Consider the following 15,844-nt stretch of genomic DNA (forward strand, 5'->3'; position numbering starts at 1 on the left):
ACGACAGTTTCACGCCGTGGCACACGATCCGTGCCACCCGGTATGACCGGGGCCACTCTGTCATCCACCGCCGGACACGATCTGCCCCGGGAGGGCAGGTGGTCGGTCCACAGGACGCAGGCAATCAGGAGGAAAGATGGGACGGGTCCGCGCATTCGGCTACCTGGTCGCGACCGTGAGGGACATCGAAGCCTGGAAGGTCTTCGCCGCAGACGTCCACGGAATGCAGATCGTCGAACACACCGACGACAGGCTCAAGCTCCGGCTCGACGAGCGGGCCTGGCGAATCGATCTCCACCGCGGCGAGGTCGAACACATCGACGCCGTCGGCTGGGAGGTCCGGGGACCCGAGGACATCGAAGCTCTGGAAAAGTTGCTGATCGACCACGGCTACTCCACCCACCGCGCGAGCTCCGAGGAAGCCGCCTACCGCCAGGTGACCGACTACCTGGCATTTACCGATCCGGACGGCCACGGCATCGAGGTCTACTACGGCCAGCACCGCGAGTCGACGCCGTTCGTGTCGCCGACCGGCGCGCGCTTCGTCACCGACGGCATGGGCATCGGCCACGTGATGTTCGCGGTCAGCGAGTCGGCTCCGTTCCGCGAGCTCTACATGGACATCCTGGGTCTCGGACTGAGCGACTACATCGACATCGGTCCGGACCCGGGCACCTTCCTGCACTGCAATCCCCGCCACCACTCGGTGGCCTTCGCCCACCGTCCCGGTTTCGGGCCGCGCCTTGGCCATCTCATGGTGCAGGTCGACGACCTCGACACAGTCGGACGCGCCTACGACCGGATTCTCGAGGGAGCTGCGCCACTGGGCGCCACGCTTGGTAAGCACACCAACGACGAGATGATCTCGTACTACGTCAAAACCCCGTCCGGCTGGGAGATGGAGTACGGCTACGGCGGCCTCGAGATCGACGAGGACACCTGGGTTCCCGGCCGGTGGAACGCCGCCCATTTCTGGGGACATCAGCGCGTCGGCTGACGGACCGTCCTGTCGAACCCGTCCGGCGAGGCCCCGACCCCGTATCCGAGAACCCGTCACACACTGCTGCTCACGAAGTGATGCACGCAACACCGAGGAGGACACCGTGTCGTTGACCGACGATCAGGAGATTCACGTTCCGGGACTGCTCAGTCGCTACGTCCGGCTGCAGACGGGCGTCAAGGCCCACTATTCGACCTCCGGCGAGAGCGGCCCCTCCGTGGTCCTGCTCCACGGTGGCATCCCCGGTAGCTCCGGCTCGGCCGGATTCCGTTACATGGCCCCCTTCCTCGGCGCCCACGGTTTCCGCGTCTACTGCCCCGACTTCCCCGGCTTCGGTCTGACGGAGGACCCCGGACGGTTCTACGCGTACGGCCAGGGCGGCCAGGTCGACTTCCTGCAGGATTTCGTCAACGCCGTCGCGCTCGACACCTTCTGCCTCGGCGGCAATTCGATGGGTTGCCAGACCACCGTCAATTACGTTGTCGCCCATCCGGAGCGCGTCGAGCGGTTCGCAGTGATCGCCGGCATGATCGGCGACCTCGTCTCCCGCGACGAGATGCGCGCGGTGGACAACCGGGAGAAGAACGGCCCGTTGCCCGGTAGCGGCGGCACCTACGACGGTTCCGAAACGATGATGCGCGCGATGATCGAGTCGATGGTCGTCGACCCGTCCGGGGTCACCGACGAACTGGTCACGATGCGCACGGCGGCCGCGAATCGCAACCAGGCGTACTACGACCTCAATATGGGTAGGGTCCTGCGCCCGACCGACCCCGACGACCTGATCCGCCTCACCACCACGGGCCGGCTCGACCACATCTCCATCCCGGGAATCGCGATGTTCGGCGACAAGGACGTGCTCTACGCGGTCGAGGCCGCCCACCTGCAGGAGGACGCACTGCCGAAGGTGCAGTTCTTCTACCCGGAGAACACCGGCCACCAGGGCCAGACCGACCGCCCCGAGCTGCACAACCAGGTCTTCCTCGAGTTCTTCCGCGACGGCAAGGTCTCGTGGGAGACCGCGCAGGCCGCCGGCATCTCGACCCGCCGCGCCCCCCGATCAGATCTGGTCGACGTGCCCGCCGACGCCCTGTCCGCGCGCTGACCCCAACACCTCTTCGCCCATCTCGTAGAAGGAGCCCCGATGACCACCTATGCCGAACCCCCCGTCACCACCACCGATCTGTCGCTCGTCGAGCGTGCCCGGCACATCGCACCGGTTGTCGCCGAGTACGCCGTGCAGAACGACCAGCAGCGCACTGTGGCTCCCGAAGCCGTGCAGGCGATGATCGACTGCGGCCTGACCCGGGCGCTGCAGCCCACCCGGTACGGCGGTGAGGAGGCCCACCCGGCGGACTTCGTCGAGGCGGTCATCGAGGTGTCCAAGTCCTGCACCTCGACCGGCTGGGTCCTCATGCTCCTGGGTGTCCACAACTGGGAGGTCTCGCACATGACGGAACAGCTGCAGGACGAACTGTTCCTCGACGATCCGACCACCCTGCTCTCGTCGTCCTACGCGCCACACGGCAAGGCGACCCCTGTCGAGGGCGGCTACATCCTCGACGGATCGTGGAAGTCGTCCTCCGGTGTCACGCACGCGCAGTGGGTGATCCTCGGCGCGTCGGTCGAGGTCGACGGCACGCCGATCATGCACAACTTCGTCGTGCCTCTGTCGGAGGCCGAGATCATCGACGACTGGTTCGTGCTCGGCATGCGCGGCACCGGTTCGCGCTCGGTATCGCTGAAGAACGTCTTCGTGCCGGCGCACCGCGTGCTCGACCGTCAGATCCTGCTGGCCCAGGCCGGTCCCGGTCTGAAGCGCAACGTCAACCCGCTCTATCGCATCCCGCAGGGCTACCTCTACAACCTCGTCGCCGGTGCTCCCGCCCTCGGGGCCGCCTGGGCGTTCTACGACGAGTACGTCGCCCAGTTGAAGAAGTTCACCCGCCGCTTCGACAACCAGAAGCTGAGCGAGGACCGCGTGGAACTGCTGCGCATGAACGATGTACGCGTGCGCCTGTCCGACCAGCAGGAAACCGCACTGCGGTGGCTGCGCAGAGGCTTCGAGCAGGCCGAGAATTTCGAGATCCCCGGCGATCTCGAAGCATCCCGCGGGATCTACGACATGGCGCGCACCGCGGAGGCCGCGCTGAATGTGCCGCAGCAGCTCATGCCGTCGATGTCAGCCAGCGTCGTGCACGAGGCGAACCCGCTCTCCCGCATCTACCGCGACCTGATCGTGGCTCGCCAGCACTTCACGCAGAACACCGATTTCGCCGCCGCGACCGCCGCGAACCTCGAGATGGGCAACCCGGCCGCAGCCGCCTTCCTGCTCAGCGACTCCGACCGCGCCGGCGCCCGCCAGCGCTCCGCCAGGCTCTACAGCTGATACGCGTTCGGGAGGCGCGACCGGGACCCCGGTCGCGCCTTCTCGTCACCTCGATCCCGTACCGGAAGAAAGGAAGAGCACATGATGTTCGAAGCTCTGCGAGACCGCGGCTTCGCGGTCTTTCTGACCGGCGCTTTCCTCACCAACACAGGTGGATGGTTCCAGTCGTTGGCCGTCCCCTTCGTGCTCTTCCAGATCACGGGTTCGGCCGCGTGGGTCGGCCTGGCCACCGCGGCGCAGTTCGTGCCGATCATGATCCTCGGGCCCTACGCGGGTGCGATCGCCGACCGAGTCGACCGGCGCCTGCTCGTGTTGTGGATGCAGCTGATCCGTTCCGTGGTGGCGCTGGCCATCTGCGTGTGCTGGCTCGCGAACTGGCACTCGCCGTGGCTACTACTCACCCTCGCCGTGCTCACCGGCATCGCGCAGGGCGTGTCGATGCCGAGCTGGCAGGCACTGACCAACGACTACGCGCCGCGCGGCTCGTTGGCCTCTGCTGCGTCGCTGAACACGATCCAATTCAATCTCGCGCGGTCGTTCGGACCCGCGGCTGCCGGTGTAGTCCTGTACCGGTGGGGTCCGGCGGTTGCGTTCGCGGTTACCTTCGTCATGGTGCTCTCCGTCGTCGTGGCGCTAGTCGTTGCCAAACCAGTCAACGCACCCGCCCCCGCCACGCGAGCCACGAAGAAGAGCGGAGGGTTCGTGGAGGGTCTGCGCTACACCCGGTCCGCCCCCGGCATCCTCACCGCGATGACCGTCGTCCTCGTAACGGGCACTCTGGGGATGCCGATCTTCCAGCACGTGATCACGTTCTCCGAGGACGTCTTCGACAGCGGTGAGCTGGGTCTGGCCGCCCTCAATCTGGGGCTCGGCATCGGCACCATGGCCGGCGTACCCCTGTTGGGACGTGCACTGCGCCGCATCGGCCGATCGACCGTCGCCCTTGTCGCCTTCATCGGTTTCGGAATCACGCTGGCACTCTTCGGTATCGCGCCGACGACGGCCACGGCCACCGCCGCCACCGTCGGCGTGGGCATCTTTTTCCTCCTCGCGCTCACCATCGGGCAGAGCACCGTGCAGGTGCTCGTCGCCGACCACATACGGGGTCGGGTGCTGTCGCTGAGCGTGATGGTCTACACCGGCTCGGTGGCAGTCGGAGCTGCTCTGCAGGGCGCGATCGCCGACCTGATCGGCCTCCGTCCCACCGTCGGGATCGCTGCGGTGCTACTGGTCGTCGCAGCTGTGGCCCTACGCTTCGGACCGCGCGGCCTGCGACTGTCCCGTCTCGACGATCCTGCCGAGATCGTCCCTGTTCCGTCCACCCCGGTCCCCGAAAGGACTACGTCAGATGCCTGAAGCAACCACGCTCGCCTCCCTTCCGGCCACCGCGCCCATAGACCCCCAGCACATGCGGCACGTCCTGGGCAGCTACCCCACCGGTGTCGCCATCGTCACCGGACGCGCAGCCGACGGCACGCCGCTCGGCATGGTGGTCGGGACGTTCAACTCCGTGTCGATGGATCCGCCGCTGGTGTCGTTCATGCCGATGAAGTCGTCTTATACCTTCGCCGCGCTGCGCGAGTCCCGGACCTTCTGCGTCAACATCATGGCTGCCGACCAGGAGCACATCTGCGGGGCGTTCATGCGGCGGGAGAACAAGTTCGACGGCGTCGACTGGCGTGAGTCACCCACCGGTGCACCGATTCTCGAGGGGACGACGGCGTGGATCGAATGCGAGTGGTCGGAGGTGATCGACGCCGGTGACCATTACTTCGTCCTAGGTGCGGTGCGGGACTTGGCGACCGAACGGAACTGCCTGCCACTGTTGTTCTTCCAGCGGGGTTACGGCCGGTTCACACCGGGGTCGTTGATGGCCTCGGACTACCGTTCCCTCGCCGCCGCCATACGCACGGCTGAACGTGGGCGTCAGGAGATGGAACTTCTCGCCACCGAACTCGGTGTGGAGGTCAGCCTGCTCGCACCTCTCGGTGACGAATTCGCCTTCGTGGCAACAGCAAGCGCCGACGGGGCGAGCCACTCGACGATGCCCGGAACCCGCCTCCCTTTCATCCCACCGCTCGGCTCCCTCATGGTCGGTCACCGCGGCGCTCCGTCGTGCGAGGAGTGGCTCGATCGCGTCCCACGCCGGTCGCCGGGGATCCGGGAGGCAGCGGAGATCCAGCTGCAACGCGTCCGGGAACGCGGATGGTCCGTGACGCTGTCAGGAGAGCTGGACACCCACACGCTCGACGAACTCGTCGACGCCTTCAGCACACCGGACCGTACGCCGGAGAACGAGCAGAGACTCATCGATGCACTGCAGCGGATGTCCGTCCACCACGAGCCGGCGGAGATCGATCCCGCCGCGACCTACACGCCTCTCCAGCTGTCCGTGCCCGTCCACGACCCGGAGGGTGATGTCGTCATGGTCCTGCGACTGTCCAGGCTGTCCGAGAACACTTCGGGCGCAGAGATACTCGAGTACATTCATCGAATCGAGCAGTCGGCGACAGTCGTCGAGATCGCCCTGCGGCAACCGTCGGAATCTCGTTGCGAATCACCGGCCGACGATGCCACCCTGTGGCACCGTCGACTGTGATCACAGTCTCCATCAGCTGCAGTATGTGACTGCTGCCACCTGGCGTGGTGTCGACTCAGCTCGGAGCTTCACTCCTCGAGCGCGACCGAAGTGAAGGAATCAACGATGGATGTGTTGGCTGACATCAGGGCGTCGAAAATGACTCCCCTCCAGATCCGTGCGATCGCGATAGCACTCGCATTGATCATTCTCGACGGATTCGAGATCGCGGTGATGTCGTTCGCCGCGAAGCCGATGTCGGACGAATGGGGTGTCGGCTCCGGCACTCTCGGGGTCGTTCTCAGCGGCAGCCTCTTCGGTATGGCCGCCGGCGCGATCCTGTTCAGCCCGTTCGGTGACCGGTACGGACGCCGAACTCTCACCATCGTGTCGATGAGCATGGTCGTGGTGGGCATGGTGCTCGCGGTGATCAGTCCCAACGTCGCCACGATGATCGTCGCGCGTGTGATCACCGGCCTCGGCATCGGTGCCATGTCCCAGCTCAACGCGTACGTCTCCGAGTTCGCCTCGGAGAAGCGACGCGGCACCGTTGTGGGCATCTACGCCACCGGTTTCCCCATCGGTGCTGCTCTCGCCGGTGTGGTGGCCGGTCTGTTCGACCCTGCAGACTGGAAGAACCTGTTCGTCGTCGGCACCGTTCTGAGTGTGGCTCTGCTCGTCCTCGCTTGGGTCGCGCTGCCCGAGTCGATCGACTTCCTCGTTGCGCGTCGCCCGAAGAACGCCCTCGAACGTATCAACTCGATGCTCGGCAAGATGGACCATCCGGCACTGAAGGAGCTGCCGGAGCAGAACGCTGCGGATCGCCACAACGCGCGCCTCGGTGCCATCTTCACCGGTACGACGGGCATCAAGACCCTCGCGCTTTGGCTCGGTTACGCCTGCCTGATGGCTGCCTACTACTTCGCGAACTCCTGGATCCCCAAACTGGTGGCCGAATCCACCGGAGACGTACAGAGCGGCACCACCGTCGGCACCGTCCTCAATCTCGGCGGCATCATCGGCAGCCTGTTGTTCGCCGCCGCAGCGTTCCGGTGGATTCCGCGCAACATCCTGATGACCACGCTCGGTTTCGGTGCGATCGGATACGCCGTCTACGGTGCGGCCTTCGGCGTCGGGTGGCTCGCGATCACGCTCGGCATCTTCCTCGGCATCGTCGCGGTCGGTTCGGTCGCCGGCTTCTACGCCGTGGGCCCGACGGTCTACCCCGCATCACTGCGCGGCACAGGTGTCGGTTGGATGGTCGGCGTCGGCCGGCTGGTCTCGATCATTTCCCCGATCGGCACCGGCTTCCTACTGGAGAGCGGCTGGACCGCAGGCAACCTCTTCTACCTGATGGCGATGCCGCTGGCGGTCGGCACCGTGTGCATCGTGATCCTGGGCCGGATCCAGCAGCGTGAGGAGTCCGCAATCGGCGGCCCAGTCGCTGCGTCGAACGATCTGGTCTCCAAATAGGGCCCCGGGCAGCTGAGCCATCAGGAGGTCCTCCACCATGAATCTCGCACGCACCTTGGCATCCCACGCCGTCGAAGCGACCCCCCATGCCGCGTTCGAGTCTCCGCACGATCAGTGTCTCCTCGATCGCGTCGTCGACACGCTGGGCTGTATGATCGCAGGCACACGAGTCGGTTCGACCCGCCGAGCTGCAGCACTCGTCACCCGGAACTCCGCACCCGGGCGGTCCTCCGTCGCGCTCCAGGAAGGAAAGGTAGGGCCTGCCGCGGCCTCCTACGCCAATGCGCTTCTCGCCCGGGCCTACGATTTCGGCCCCCTGACCCCATTCGACGGGGCGTCACCGATCTGGTCCCATATCTCGGAGACGACCGTCCCCGTGGCCGTTGCCTTGGCCGAGGACTGCGGCGCCTCGGTACGGGCGATGCTCGAGGCCCTCGTAGTCGCCGACGACGTGGCAGCACGGATCAGCAAAGCACTCGAGTTCGTCCCCGGGACCGGATGGGACAACCCTGGGCTGATCAACCGGTTCGCTTCGGCCGTCATCGCCGCTCGGCTGTGGAACCTGAGTGCAGACGAATTGGTGCGAGCGTGGGGACTGGTGCTCCAGCAGGTATCGGGAACCTTCCAGGCCATCGATGAGCACAGTGATGCGTTCACCTTCGTGCAGGGACTTGCCGCGCGAGACGGTATCGAGGCCGCCGATCTCGTCCGGCACGGTTATTCAGGTGGCGATGGTGCACTGGACGGTCGCTTCGGCCTGTTCTGCACGTATGGCACAGGGCTCCCTGACGAGTCGTCGGTGACGGCCGGACTCGGTGAGGTGTACTTCGGCGATCGGATCGTCAAGCCTTATCCGGGTTGCCGATTCACGCACGGTCCGATCGACGTCGCCAGGAATCTCCGCGAGGTCGCCGATCCTGGCAGCATCCAGGAGATCACCCTCACCGTCCATCCGCACCATACCGGCTCGCCCCTGGACCTTCCGGTGGAGGACGCACAGGTGTCCCGGCCGGCGTCCCTGTTCGGGTTTCAGTTCCAGACTGCGAACGCGTTGGTACGAGGCCGACCGGTACCCGCCCATTTCGACGACCCGTTCCGAAACGACCCGGAGGTTCTTCGAATCGCGCGCCTCGTCCGTCTCCGGCCTGCAGCCCAGACATCGTTCCCGTTGACTGCGGCACATCTCGAGATACGAACGGGCGATGGACGGACCCACGTGGACCGTATCGACCATCCGTGGGGTGACCCTCGCGGGGTGCCCGCCGACCGCACCGACATCGACGCCAAGTTCGTGGCGAATCTGCGACATGCAGGTTTCGGGAAGTTCGCCGATACCGCGCTGTCCCGAGTGCGCGCGATCTTGACCTCGGATGATCGAATCGATCTGTCCGAACTGTTCGGGCCCCACGCCCGGTAACACCTTCCAGTCCCTCGAGGAGAGACCCATGCGCATCGCCAACCTCGACAACCGTGCCGTCCTGGTAGTAGGCGACCCCGGCGGCGAGCAGGCCGTCGATATCGCCACCGCCTCCGACGGCCGGTTCGGGCCGGACCTCGCCTCGATCTACGCGTCGTGGGACCAGGTGCGGGCGTGGGCAGTGGAAGTGGACGCCGACCACGACGCTGCGACGGCGATCGACCGCAACCGACTCGGCGCGCCCTCCCCGACCCCGCGTCAGGTCTTCGCGGTCGGGTTGAACTACGACGACCACGCCGCCGAATCCGGGTTCGAAGCGCCCACACACCTGCCGCCCGTGTTCACCAAGTACGTCTCGGCGTTCACCGGCCCCGACACCGAGGTCACGATCCCGCCCGGCGGCAACGTGGATTGGGAGATCGAGCTCGTCGCCGTGATCGGCCGGGAAGCACACGGTGTCGACGCGGCCGGCGCGTGGTCGTACGTCGCCGGTCTGACGGCGGGGCAGGACATCTCCGAACGCGTCGCGCAGCTGCGCGGGCCGGCGCCTCAGTTCGGTCTCGCCAAGTCGTATCCCGGTTTCGCCCCGCAGGGTCCGTGGCTCGTCACCCCCGACGAGTTCGCCGATCCGGACGATCTCGAACTCGGATGCGCGATCGACGGCGAGGAGGTCCAGAAGGCCCGCACGCGGGAGATGATCTTCTCGGTCCCCGCGCTGGTCGCCGAGTTGTCGCAGAACGTCACCCTGTACCCGGGCGACGTGATCTTCACCGGAACACCCGCCGGGGTGGGTATGGGCCGCGACCCGCAGCGTTATCTGCGCGCCGGTGAGCGGCTCGACAGCTGGATCGAAGGCATCGGTGAGCTGCACCAGCGCTTCGTCGACGCCCGCCCGTAGCGTCGCTGCAGAAATGGCTGTCCGCTACGGAGGTTTCCGTAGCGGACAGCCATTGTCGTAGCGGGTGCCGGATCAGACGGAGACCTTCTCGAGCGTCGCCGGCTCGCGAGGAGCAGGGACGTGGTCGTCGGTCATCATGCTCTCGTCGAAGGGCAACCGTCCGCTGAGCACCTCGTCGACGCGTTCCTTGTCCACCGAACGCGTCCACGTCCCGATGAGCAGGGTCGCGACGGCGTTGCCGGAGAAGTTGGTGACCGCCCGCGCCTCGGACATGAATCGATCGATACCGACGATCAGGCCGACCCCGTCGAGCAGGTCGGGACGATGGCTCTGCAGACCACCGGCCAGCGTCGCCAGGCCCGCACCGGTGACTCCGGCCGCACCCTTCGAGGCGACGATCATGAACAGCAGGAGCGAGAGCTGCTCACCCAGGTTCAGCGGGCTGCCCATCGCGTCGGAGACGAACAGCGCTGCCATCGTCAGGTAGATCGCGGTGCCGTCGAGGTTGAACGAGTAGCCGGTGGGCACAACCACGCCAACCGTCGTGCGCTGCACGCCGAGATGCTCCATCTTGGCGATCAGACGCGGCAGTGCGGACTCGGACGACGAGGTGGCGAAGATGAGGAGGTACTCGCGGGCGAGGTACTTCACGAGCTTGAACACCGAGACGCCTGCGACCGCGCGCAACAGGGCTCCGAGGACACCGAAGACGAACACGACGCACGTGAGGTAGAACGCGATCATCAGCACACCGAGCTGCAGGACCGCGCTCAGGCCGGTCTGGCCGACCACGTTGGCGATGGCGCCGAACGCGCCGATCGGAGCGAGCCACAGGATCATCGTCAGGATGCGGAACACGAGCTTCTGCAAGTGCGCGACGCCGCGCAGCAGCGGTTCACCCGACTTGCCGATGCCCTGGATGGCGAACCCGACGAGCAACGCCACGAAGAGGGTCTGCAGCACGCTGCCGTCGGTGAGCGCGGACAGCAGCGAGGTGGGGATGATCGAGGCGATGAAGTCGGCGGTGCCGCCGGCGGCGTGTGCCTTCTCGGCGAGTTCCTCTCCCGAACCGACGTTCGCGGGGTCCAGCGTCAGGCCCGAACCCGGGTCGATCAGGTTACCGACACCGAGACCGATCGCGAGAGCGACGGTGGACATACCCACGAAGTAGATCATGGCAAGTCCGCCGATTCTCCCGACGCTCGCCGCTGCGCGCACCGATCCGATACCCAGCACGATGGTGCAGAAGATGACCGGGCTGATCATCATCTTGATCAGGTCGACGAACATGCTGCCGAGAATCCCGAGCGACTTACCGGTCTCGGGAAAGAGCCATCCGACGACGACGCCGGCGACAACGGCGACGATGACGCCGACGTACAACCAGTGGGTGCGGTCGCGGCGCTTCTCGCCCCGCACGGTTGTGGTGCTCATGGTGTGCCCTTCGATCATGCGCGCCGCTCGTACGCGCGGTGGTCACGGATGGCGGACGCGGCGGTGCACCGGCAAGGACTCGGGCACCGACCGCGGTTCGGTGGGCGATGCCGGGCCTCGGCTGGTACCCCTCACGCCCGGCCGGTGACCGGCATCACGTCACCGAGAGAAATGGTGGTGGTCCGGCCACTGCGAGGGAAGTTTGTGTACATAGTGTTCACAGGAGGTGAAGGGTGAACCGTGGCGAGACGAGGCCGCCGATGAGCGTGGCGGGCCAATTGCTCGTCCTTCAACTCGTGGTGTTCACCGTGGTAGCGATCGTGGCCGGTGTCCTCATCGTCGTCGACGAACGCCGGGAAACCGACGACGCGACCCGGCGCGCCGTGACGGACGTCGCAGTGACCGCCGCCGCGTTCCCGGAGGTTGCCGAGGGGTTGCTCGCGCCCGATCCCACCGCTGCCCTGCAAGCTCGCGCCGAACGGATACGTGAGGCGACGGGGGTGGATTTCGTCGTGATCGTTGATCTGGACGGAATCCGTGTGACACATCCGATTCCGGAGCAGATCGGGCGCCCGTACACGGGTCACACCGAGCAGGCGCGGGCCGGCCGGCCATTCAGCGAGACGTACACGGGCAGCCTCGGACCGTCGATCCGGACCATTGCTCCGGTCTACGACGACGGTGGCGAGCTCGTGGGGTTCGTATCGGCGGGAGTGACCCGGCAGAGGATCGCAGAGAACTTCGTCCGGAGCCTGCCGGGCATCGTCGGCCTCGTGGCGGCAGGACTCGTGGTCACCGCCGCCGGTGGTCTTCTGATCGCCCGTCGGCTGCGCCGCCAGACCCTCGGACTGAATCCCGATCAGCTACGGCGCATGTACGAACACCACGACGCCGTCCTGCACTCGATCGGCGAAGGACTGCTGGTTTTCGGCACTGCCAACGGTTCCCCGCGCGTCGACATCGTCAACGACGAGGCCCGGCGGCTGCTCGGACTGGATCCCACCGAGGCGGTCACCTTCGACGAATTGCCTGCGACGGTGCGTGATCTCGCCGACGCCGGCGAGGTACGTGACGAGGTGCACCTGACCGAGGAGCGGATCCTCGTCGTGAACAGCGATGCGGTGCGGTGGAACCGGCGGCGTATCGGCACCGTCGTCACTCTTCGCGATCACACCGAATTGCGCAGTGTCCTGGGCGAACTCGAGTCGGTGCGTGGGTTCACCGAGTCGCTGCGGGCGCAGGCACACGAATCTGCGAACCGCTTGCACACCATCATCACCATGGTCGAACTCGGAAGGACCGACGAGGCGGTTGCTTTCGCCACCGAGGAACTCGAAGTATCCCAGCACCTGATCGACAGGCTGACGACCGCCGTCCACGAACCGGCGCTCGCGGCGCTGCTGCTCGGCAAGATCGAACAAGCAGCGGAACGGGATGTGGACCTGACCGTCACAGAGGAGACGGAACTGGGTCCGGTCCCGTCGATCCCGGCGCGCGACCTTGTCACCCTCGTGGGAAATCTGATCGACAACGCAATCGACGCCTCCCAGTCGGCGGATGAACCGTGGGTGGAGGTGACCGTGCGCCAGGACGATTCGTCGATGTTCGTCGAGGTCGCCGACAGCGGGCCCGGCATGTCCCCCGACACGCTCACTCAGGCCATGCAGCGCGGGTACTCGACGAAATCGGAACAACGCGGTCTCGGTCTCGCGCTGGTCGCCCAGGTCGTGGCACGTCACGGGGGTACTCTGCGCACCGAACCGTCGCTGGGGGCGATGGTGGTCGCCGAGATCCCTCTCGGGAGCCGACCGTGATCCGGGTTCTGATCGTCGAGGACGAGCCGCTCATCGCCGATGCTCACCGCGAGTACATCGGAAGGGTGGACGGATTCGAGGTCGCGGCCGTCGCACACACAGCTTCCGACGCCCTGCGGGCGGTCGCGGCGGCTGCACGGAACGGAGCGCCGATCGATCTGGTGCTACTCGACATCGGACTTCCCGACATGAGCGGACTGGAGGTCGCTGCGCGCCTGAGTGCCGGCCGGCCGAGTCCGGACATCATCGCCGTCACCTCGAACCGCGAACTCGAGGTCGTCCGTACGGCGGTCTCGCGCGGTGTGGTGCTCTATCTGCTCAAGCCCTTCACCTTCGCGGCACTGCAGGACAAACTCGAGCAGTACCTCGCCTATCGCTGGGCATTGCGCGATGCGGAGACCGCCACGGGCCAGCACGACATCGATCGCGCCATGTCGGCCCTGCGCACCAGCAACTCCCGGCCCTCGACTCCCAAGGGCATCTCCCCCGCGACCCTCGCCCGCGTCGCGGGATATCTCCGCACGACGGACAGCCCCCGGAGCGCCGCAGAGGTCGGGGCGGCCGTGGGAGTCTCACGCGTGACGGCGTGGCGCTATCTCGAACGCCTCGCCGACGACGGAGCCGCCTCCCGGATCACCGAGTACGGCCGGGCCGGACGTCCCCAGGTCCGCTACGTCCTGAAGAGGTGACCGGCTACTGCGCGGAGAACTCTGCTCGATAGGCGCCCGAGGTCTCGAGGACCCACGCGAACTCGAATGCCACCTCACGCCACTTCTCGTAGCGCCCCGACACCCCGCCGTGTCCCGCACTCATCTCGGTCTTGAGCAGCAGCGGCGCATCCCCGGTCTTCGTGGCGCGGAGTTTGGCGACCCACTTGGCAGGTTCGACGTAGAGCACGCGGGTGTCGTTGATGCTCGTGATCGCGAGGATCGCCGGATAGTCCTTGGCCTCGACGTTCTCGTAAGGGCTGTACGAGCGCATGTACTCGTACACTTCGGGATCCTCGAGCGGGTTACCCCACTCGTCCCACTCGATCACCGTGAGCGGTAGAGACGGATCCAGGATCGAGGTGAGCGGATCGACGAAGGGGACGTTCGCCAGGATGCCTGCGAACAACTCCGGCGCGAGGTTCGCGACAGCACCCATCAGCAGTCCACCGGCACTGCCGCCGTCGGCGACGAGCTTGTCCGCGCTCGTGACACCGGTGTCGATCAGGTACCGCGCGCAGGCCACGAAATCCGTGAAGGTGTTCTTCTTCGTGAGCGACTTGCCGTTCTCGTACCAGTGCCGCCCCATCTCGCCGCCACCGCGCACGTGGGCGACGACGAACACCATGCCGCGGTCGAGCAGTGACAATCGGGCGACGGAAAATGCCGGATCGATGCTCGCCTCGTACGAGCCGTAGCCGTACAGCAGCGTCGGTGCATTCGCGGGAGTTCCCTTGCGCGCCACGATCGACAGCGGAATCTTCGTACCGTCCTCGGCGGTGGCCCATCCGCGGCGCTGCTCGTAGAGGGACGGATCGAAATCACCGAGCACGGGCTGCGACTTGAGCAGCTTCAGCTCGCCCGTGCTCACGGTGTAGTCGTAGACCCGGCTCGGGGTGATGAACGAGGTGTACCCGAGACGCAAGGTGGGCTGTCCCCATTCCGGATTCGCACCCGGGCCGACAGCGAAGAGTTCTTCGTCGAACTCGAGTTCGGTGAGTTCCCCGTATCCCTCGTCGGTCAGCGGCCACACCGCGAGCCGGGTGAGCGCCTCGCGGCGGTAGCCGAGCACGAGGTGTCCTTCGAACGCCTCGACGTCCTCGAGACGCACGTCGTGCCGATGCTCGATCAGGGTGCGCAGCGCGGAGGGGTTGTCGACGGGAGCTTCGGCGAGCACGAAGTTCTCGGCCTTCTCCCCCGTCGCGGGATCGACATCGTTGTGCAGGATCAGGAATCGGTCCTCGCCGGCGATCACCGCATGCTCGGCGCCGTACTCCACGCCTTCACGACGGGGCAGGATCACGCGGAATTCCCCGGTGGGGTTGTCGGATTCGAGCACCCAGCCCTCGGTGGTGATCTTGGAACCGGCCCAGATCATCAGGTACTTCTCACTGCGGGTCGAACCGATCGCCACCCAGTACCGCTCGTCGGGTTCGTGGAAGACCTTCACGTCCTCTTCGACGGCGGTGCCGAGCTCGTGCCGCCAGACGGTGTCGGGTCGCCACGACTCGTCGACCGTCTGATAGAAGACGTGACTGTGGTCGAGGGCCCACGTGGCGCCCGGCGCGGTACCCGGGATCTCGTCCGGCCGCATCTCGCCGGTGGTGAGGTCCTTGATCCGCAGGGTGTACCTCTCGTCGCCCACCACGTCGGTCGAGTACGCCAGCAGCGTGCCGTCATGGCTGATCGAGAACGCCCCGAGCGAGAAGAAGTCGTGGCCTTCCGCCTCGGCGTTGCCGTCGAGCAGGACCTGTTCGCCGGGCAGTTCGACTCCCGGTGCGACGTTCGGTGGTGTCCAGTCGTGCGCGTCGGTGACGGGACAGCGGCACTGGATCGCGTACTGCTTGCCCTCGACGGTGCGCGCGTAATACCACCAGTCGCCCATCCGGGTGGGAACCGACATGTCGGTTTCCTGAGTGCGCGACTTGATCTCCTCGAAGATCGCCTCACGCAGCGGAGCGAGATGCTCCGTCTGCGCCTCGGTGTACGAGTTCTCCGCTTCGAGGTAGGCGACGACCTCGGGGTCGTTCTTGTCGCGCAGCCATTCGTAGTCGTCGACGAAGGTGTGCCCGTGATGGGTGCGCTCGAGCGGCACCTTCTCGGCGACCGGCGGAGTGAGCTTCGAGGAGGTCAT

Annotated in this window: 12 protein-coding genes; 10 read left to right on the forward strand and 2 right to left on the reverse strand. The window is 66.2% G+C overall.

The window, feature by feature from the left end; genetic code table 11:
- Window positions 1-136 precede the first annotated feature (136 nt).
- The 8 genes from ABZ789_RS03280 to ABZ789_RS03315 all read left to right on the forward strand — a co-directional run bounded on the left by ABZ789_RS03280 (window position 137) and on the right by ABZ789_RS03315 (window position 9,755).
- A complete protein-coding gene (locus tag ABZ789_RS03280) occupies window positions 137-997 on the forward strand; it encodes a VOC family protein (protein WP_358418822.1) in 861 nt (286 codons plus the stop codon).
- A gap of 106 nt (window positions 998-1,103) precedes the next feature.
- On the forward strand, window positions 1,104-2,105 hold the full coding sequence (locus tag ABZ789_RS03285) for an alpha/beta hydrolase (protein WP_358418825.1): 1,002 nt from the start codon (window positions 1,104-1,106) through the stop codon (window positions 2,103-2,105).
- A gap of 39 nt (window positions 2,106-2,144) precedes the next feature.
- Complete coding sequence (locus ABZ789_RS03290; protein WP_358418828.1) at window positions 2,145-3,389, forward strand: acyl-CoA dehydrogenase family protein; 1,245 nt, start codon at window positions 2,145-2,147, stop codon at window positions 3,387-3,389.
- Window positions 3,390-3,470: 81 nt separating this feature from the next.
- Window positions 3,471-4,745, forward strand: coding sequence for an MFS transporter (locus ABZ789_RS03295; RefSeq protein WP_358418831.1), 1,275 nt, complete (start codon window positions 3,471-3,473; stop codon window positions 4,743-4,745).
- Window positions 4,738-5,988, forward strand: coding sequence for a flavin reductase family protein (locus ABZ789_RS03300; protein ID WP_358418834.1), 1,251 nt, complete (start codon window positions 4,738-4,740; stop codon window positions 5,986-5,988). Before ABZ789_RS03295 ends, ABZ789_RS03300 begins: the two co-directional genes overlap by 8 nt.
- Window positions 5,989-6,093: 105 nt before the next feature.
- Window positions 6,094-7,440 carry an MFS transporter gene (locus ABZ789_RS03305; RefSeq protein WP_358418837.1) on the forward strand — a complete coding sequence of 449 codons (1,347 nt, stop codon included), beginning with the start codon at window positions 6,094-6,096 and terminating at the stop codon, window positions 7,438-7,440.
- A gap of 37 nt (window positions 7,441-7,477) precedes the next feature.
- Window positions 7,478-8,857, forward strand: a complete 1,380-nt coding sequence (locus ABZ789_RS03310) for an MmgE/PrpD family protein (RefSeq protein ID WP_358418840.1) — start codon at window positions 7,478-7,480, stop codon at window positions 8,855-8,857.
- A 28-nt stretch (window positions 8,858-8,885) separates the two neighbouring features.
- The gene (locus tag ABZ789_RS03315) at window positions 8,886-9,755 is read left to right on the forward strand and encodes a fumarylacetoacetate hydrolase family protein (protein WP_358418843.1); all 870 of its coding nucleotides are present in this window, start codon (window positions 8,886-8,888) and stop codon (window positions 9,753-9,755) included.
- A gap of 72 nt (window positions 9,756-9,827) precedes the next feature.
- Here ABZ789_RS03315 and ABZ789_RS03320 read toward each other — a convergent pair whose 3' ends face one another.
- Window positions 9,828-11,189 carry a cation:dicarboxylase symporter family transporter gene (locus ABZ789_RS03320; RefSeq protein WP_358418846.1) on the reverse strand — a complete coding sequence of 454 codons (1,362 nt, stop codon included), beginning with the start codon at window positions 11,187-11,189 and terminating at the stop codon, window positions 9,828-9,830.
- Window positions 11,190-11,449: 260 nt separating this feature from the next.
- Here ABZ789_RS03320 and ABZ789_RS03325 point away from each other — a divergent pair, with 260 nt between their 5' ends.
- Window positions 11,450-13,003, forward strand: coding sequence for a sensor histidine kinase (locus ABZ789_RS03325; protein WP_358418849.1), 1,554 nt, complete (start codon window positions 11,450-11,452; stop codon window positions 13,001-13,003).
- Entirely contained in the window at window positions 13,000-13,692 is a 693-nt protein-coding gene (locus ABZ789_RS03330; protein ID WP_358418852.1) for a response regulator, read from the forward strand. The genes ABZ789_RS03325 and ABZ789_RS03330 overlap by 4 nt, the downstream gene beginning before the upstream one ends.
- A 4-nt stretch (window positions 13,693-13,696) precedes the next feature.
- On the opposite strand, the gene ABZ789_RS03335 is transcribed toward ABZ789_RS03330, so the two are convergent.
- Window positions 13,697-15,844, reverse strand: coding sequence for a S9 family peptidase (locus ABZ789_RS03335; RefSeq protein WP_358418855.1), 2,148 nt, complete (start codon window positions 15,842-15,844; stop codon window positions 13,697-13,699).

Origin of the sequence: Rhodococcus sp. NPDC047139, from assembly GCF_040643435.1 — a bacterium.
In the GTDB taxonomy this organism is placed as follows: domain Bacteria; phylum Actinomycetota; class Actinomycetes; order Mycobacteriales; family Mycobacteriaceae; genus Rhodococcus.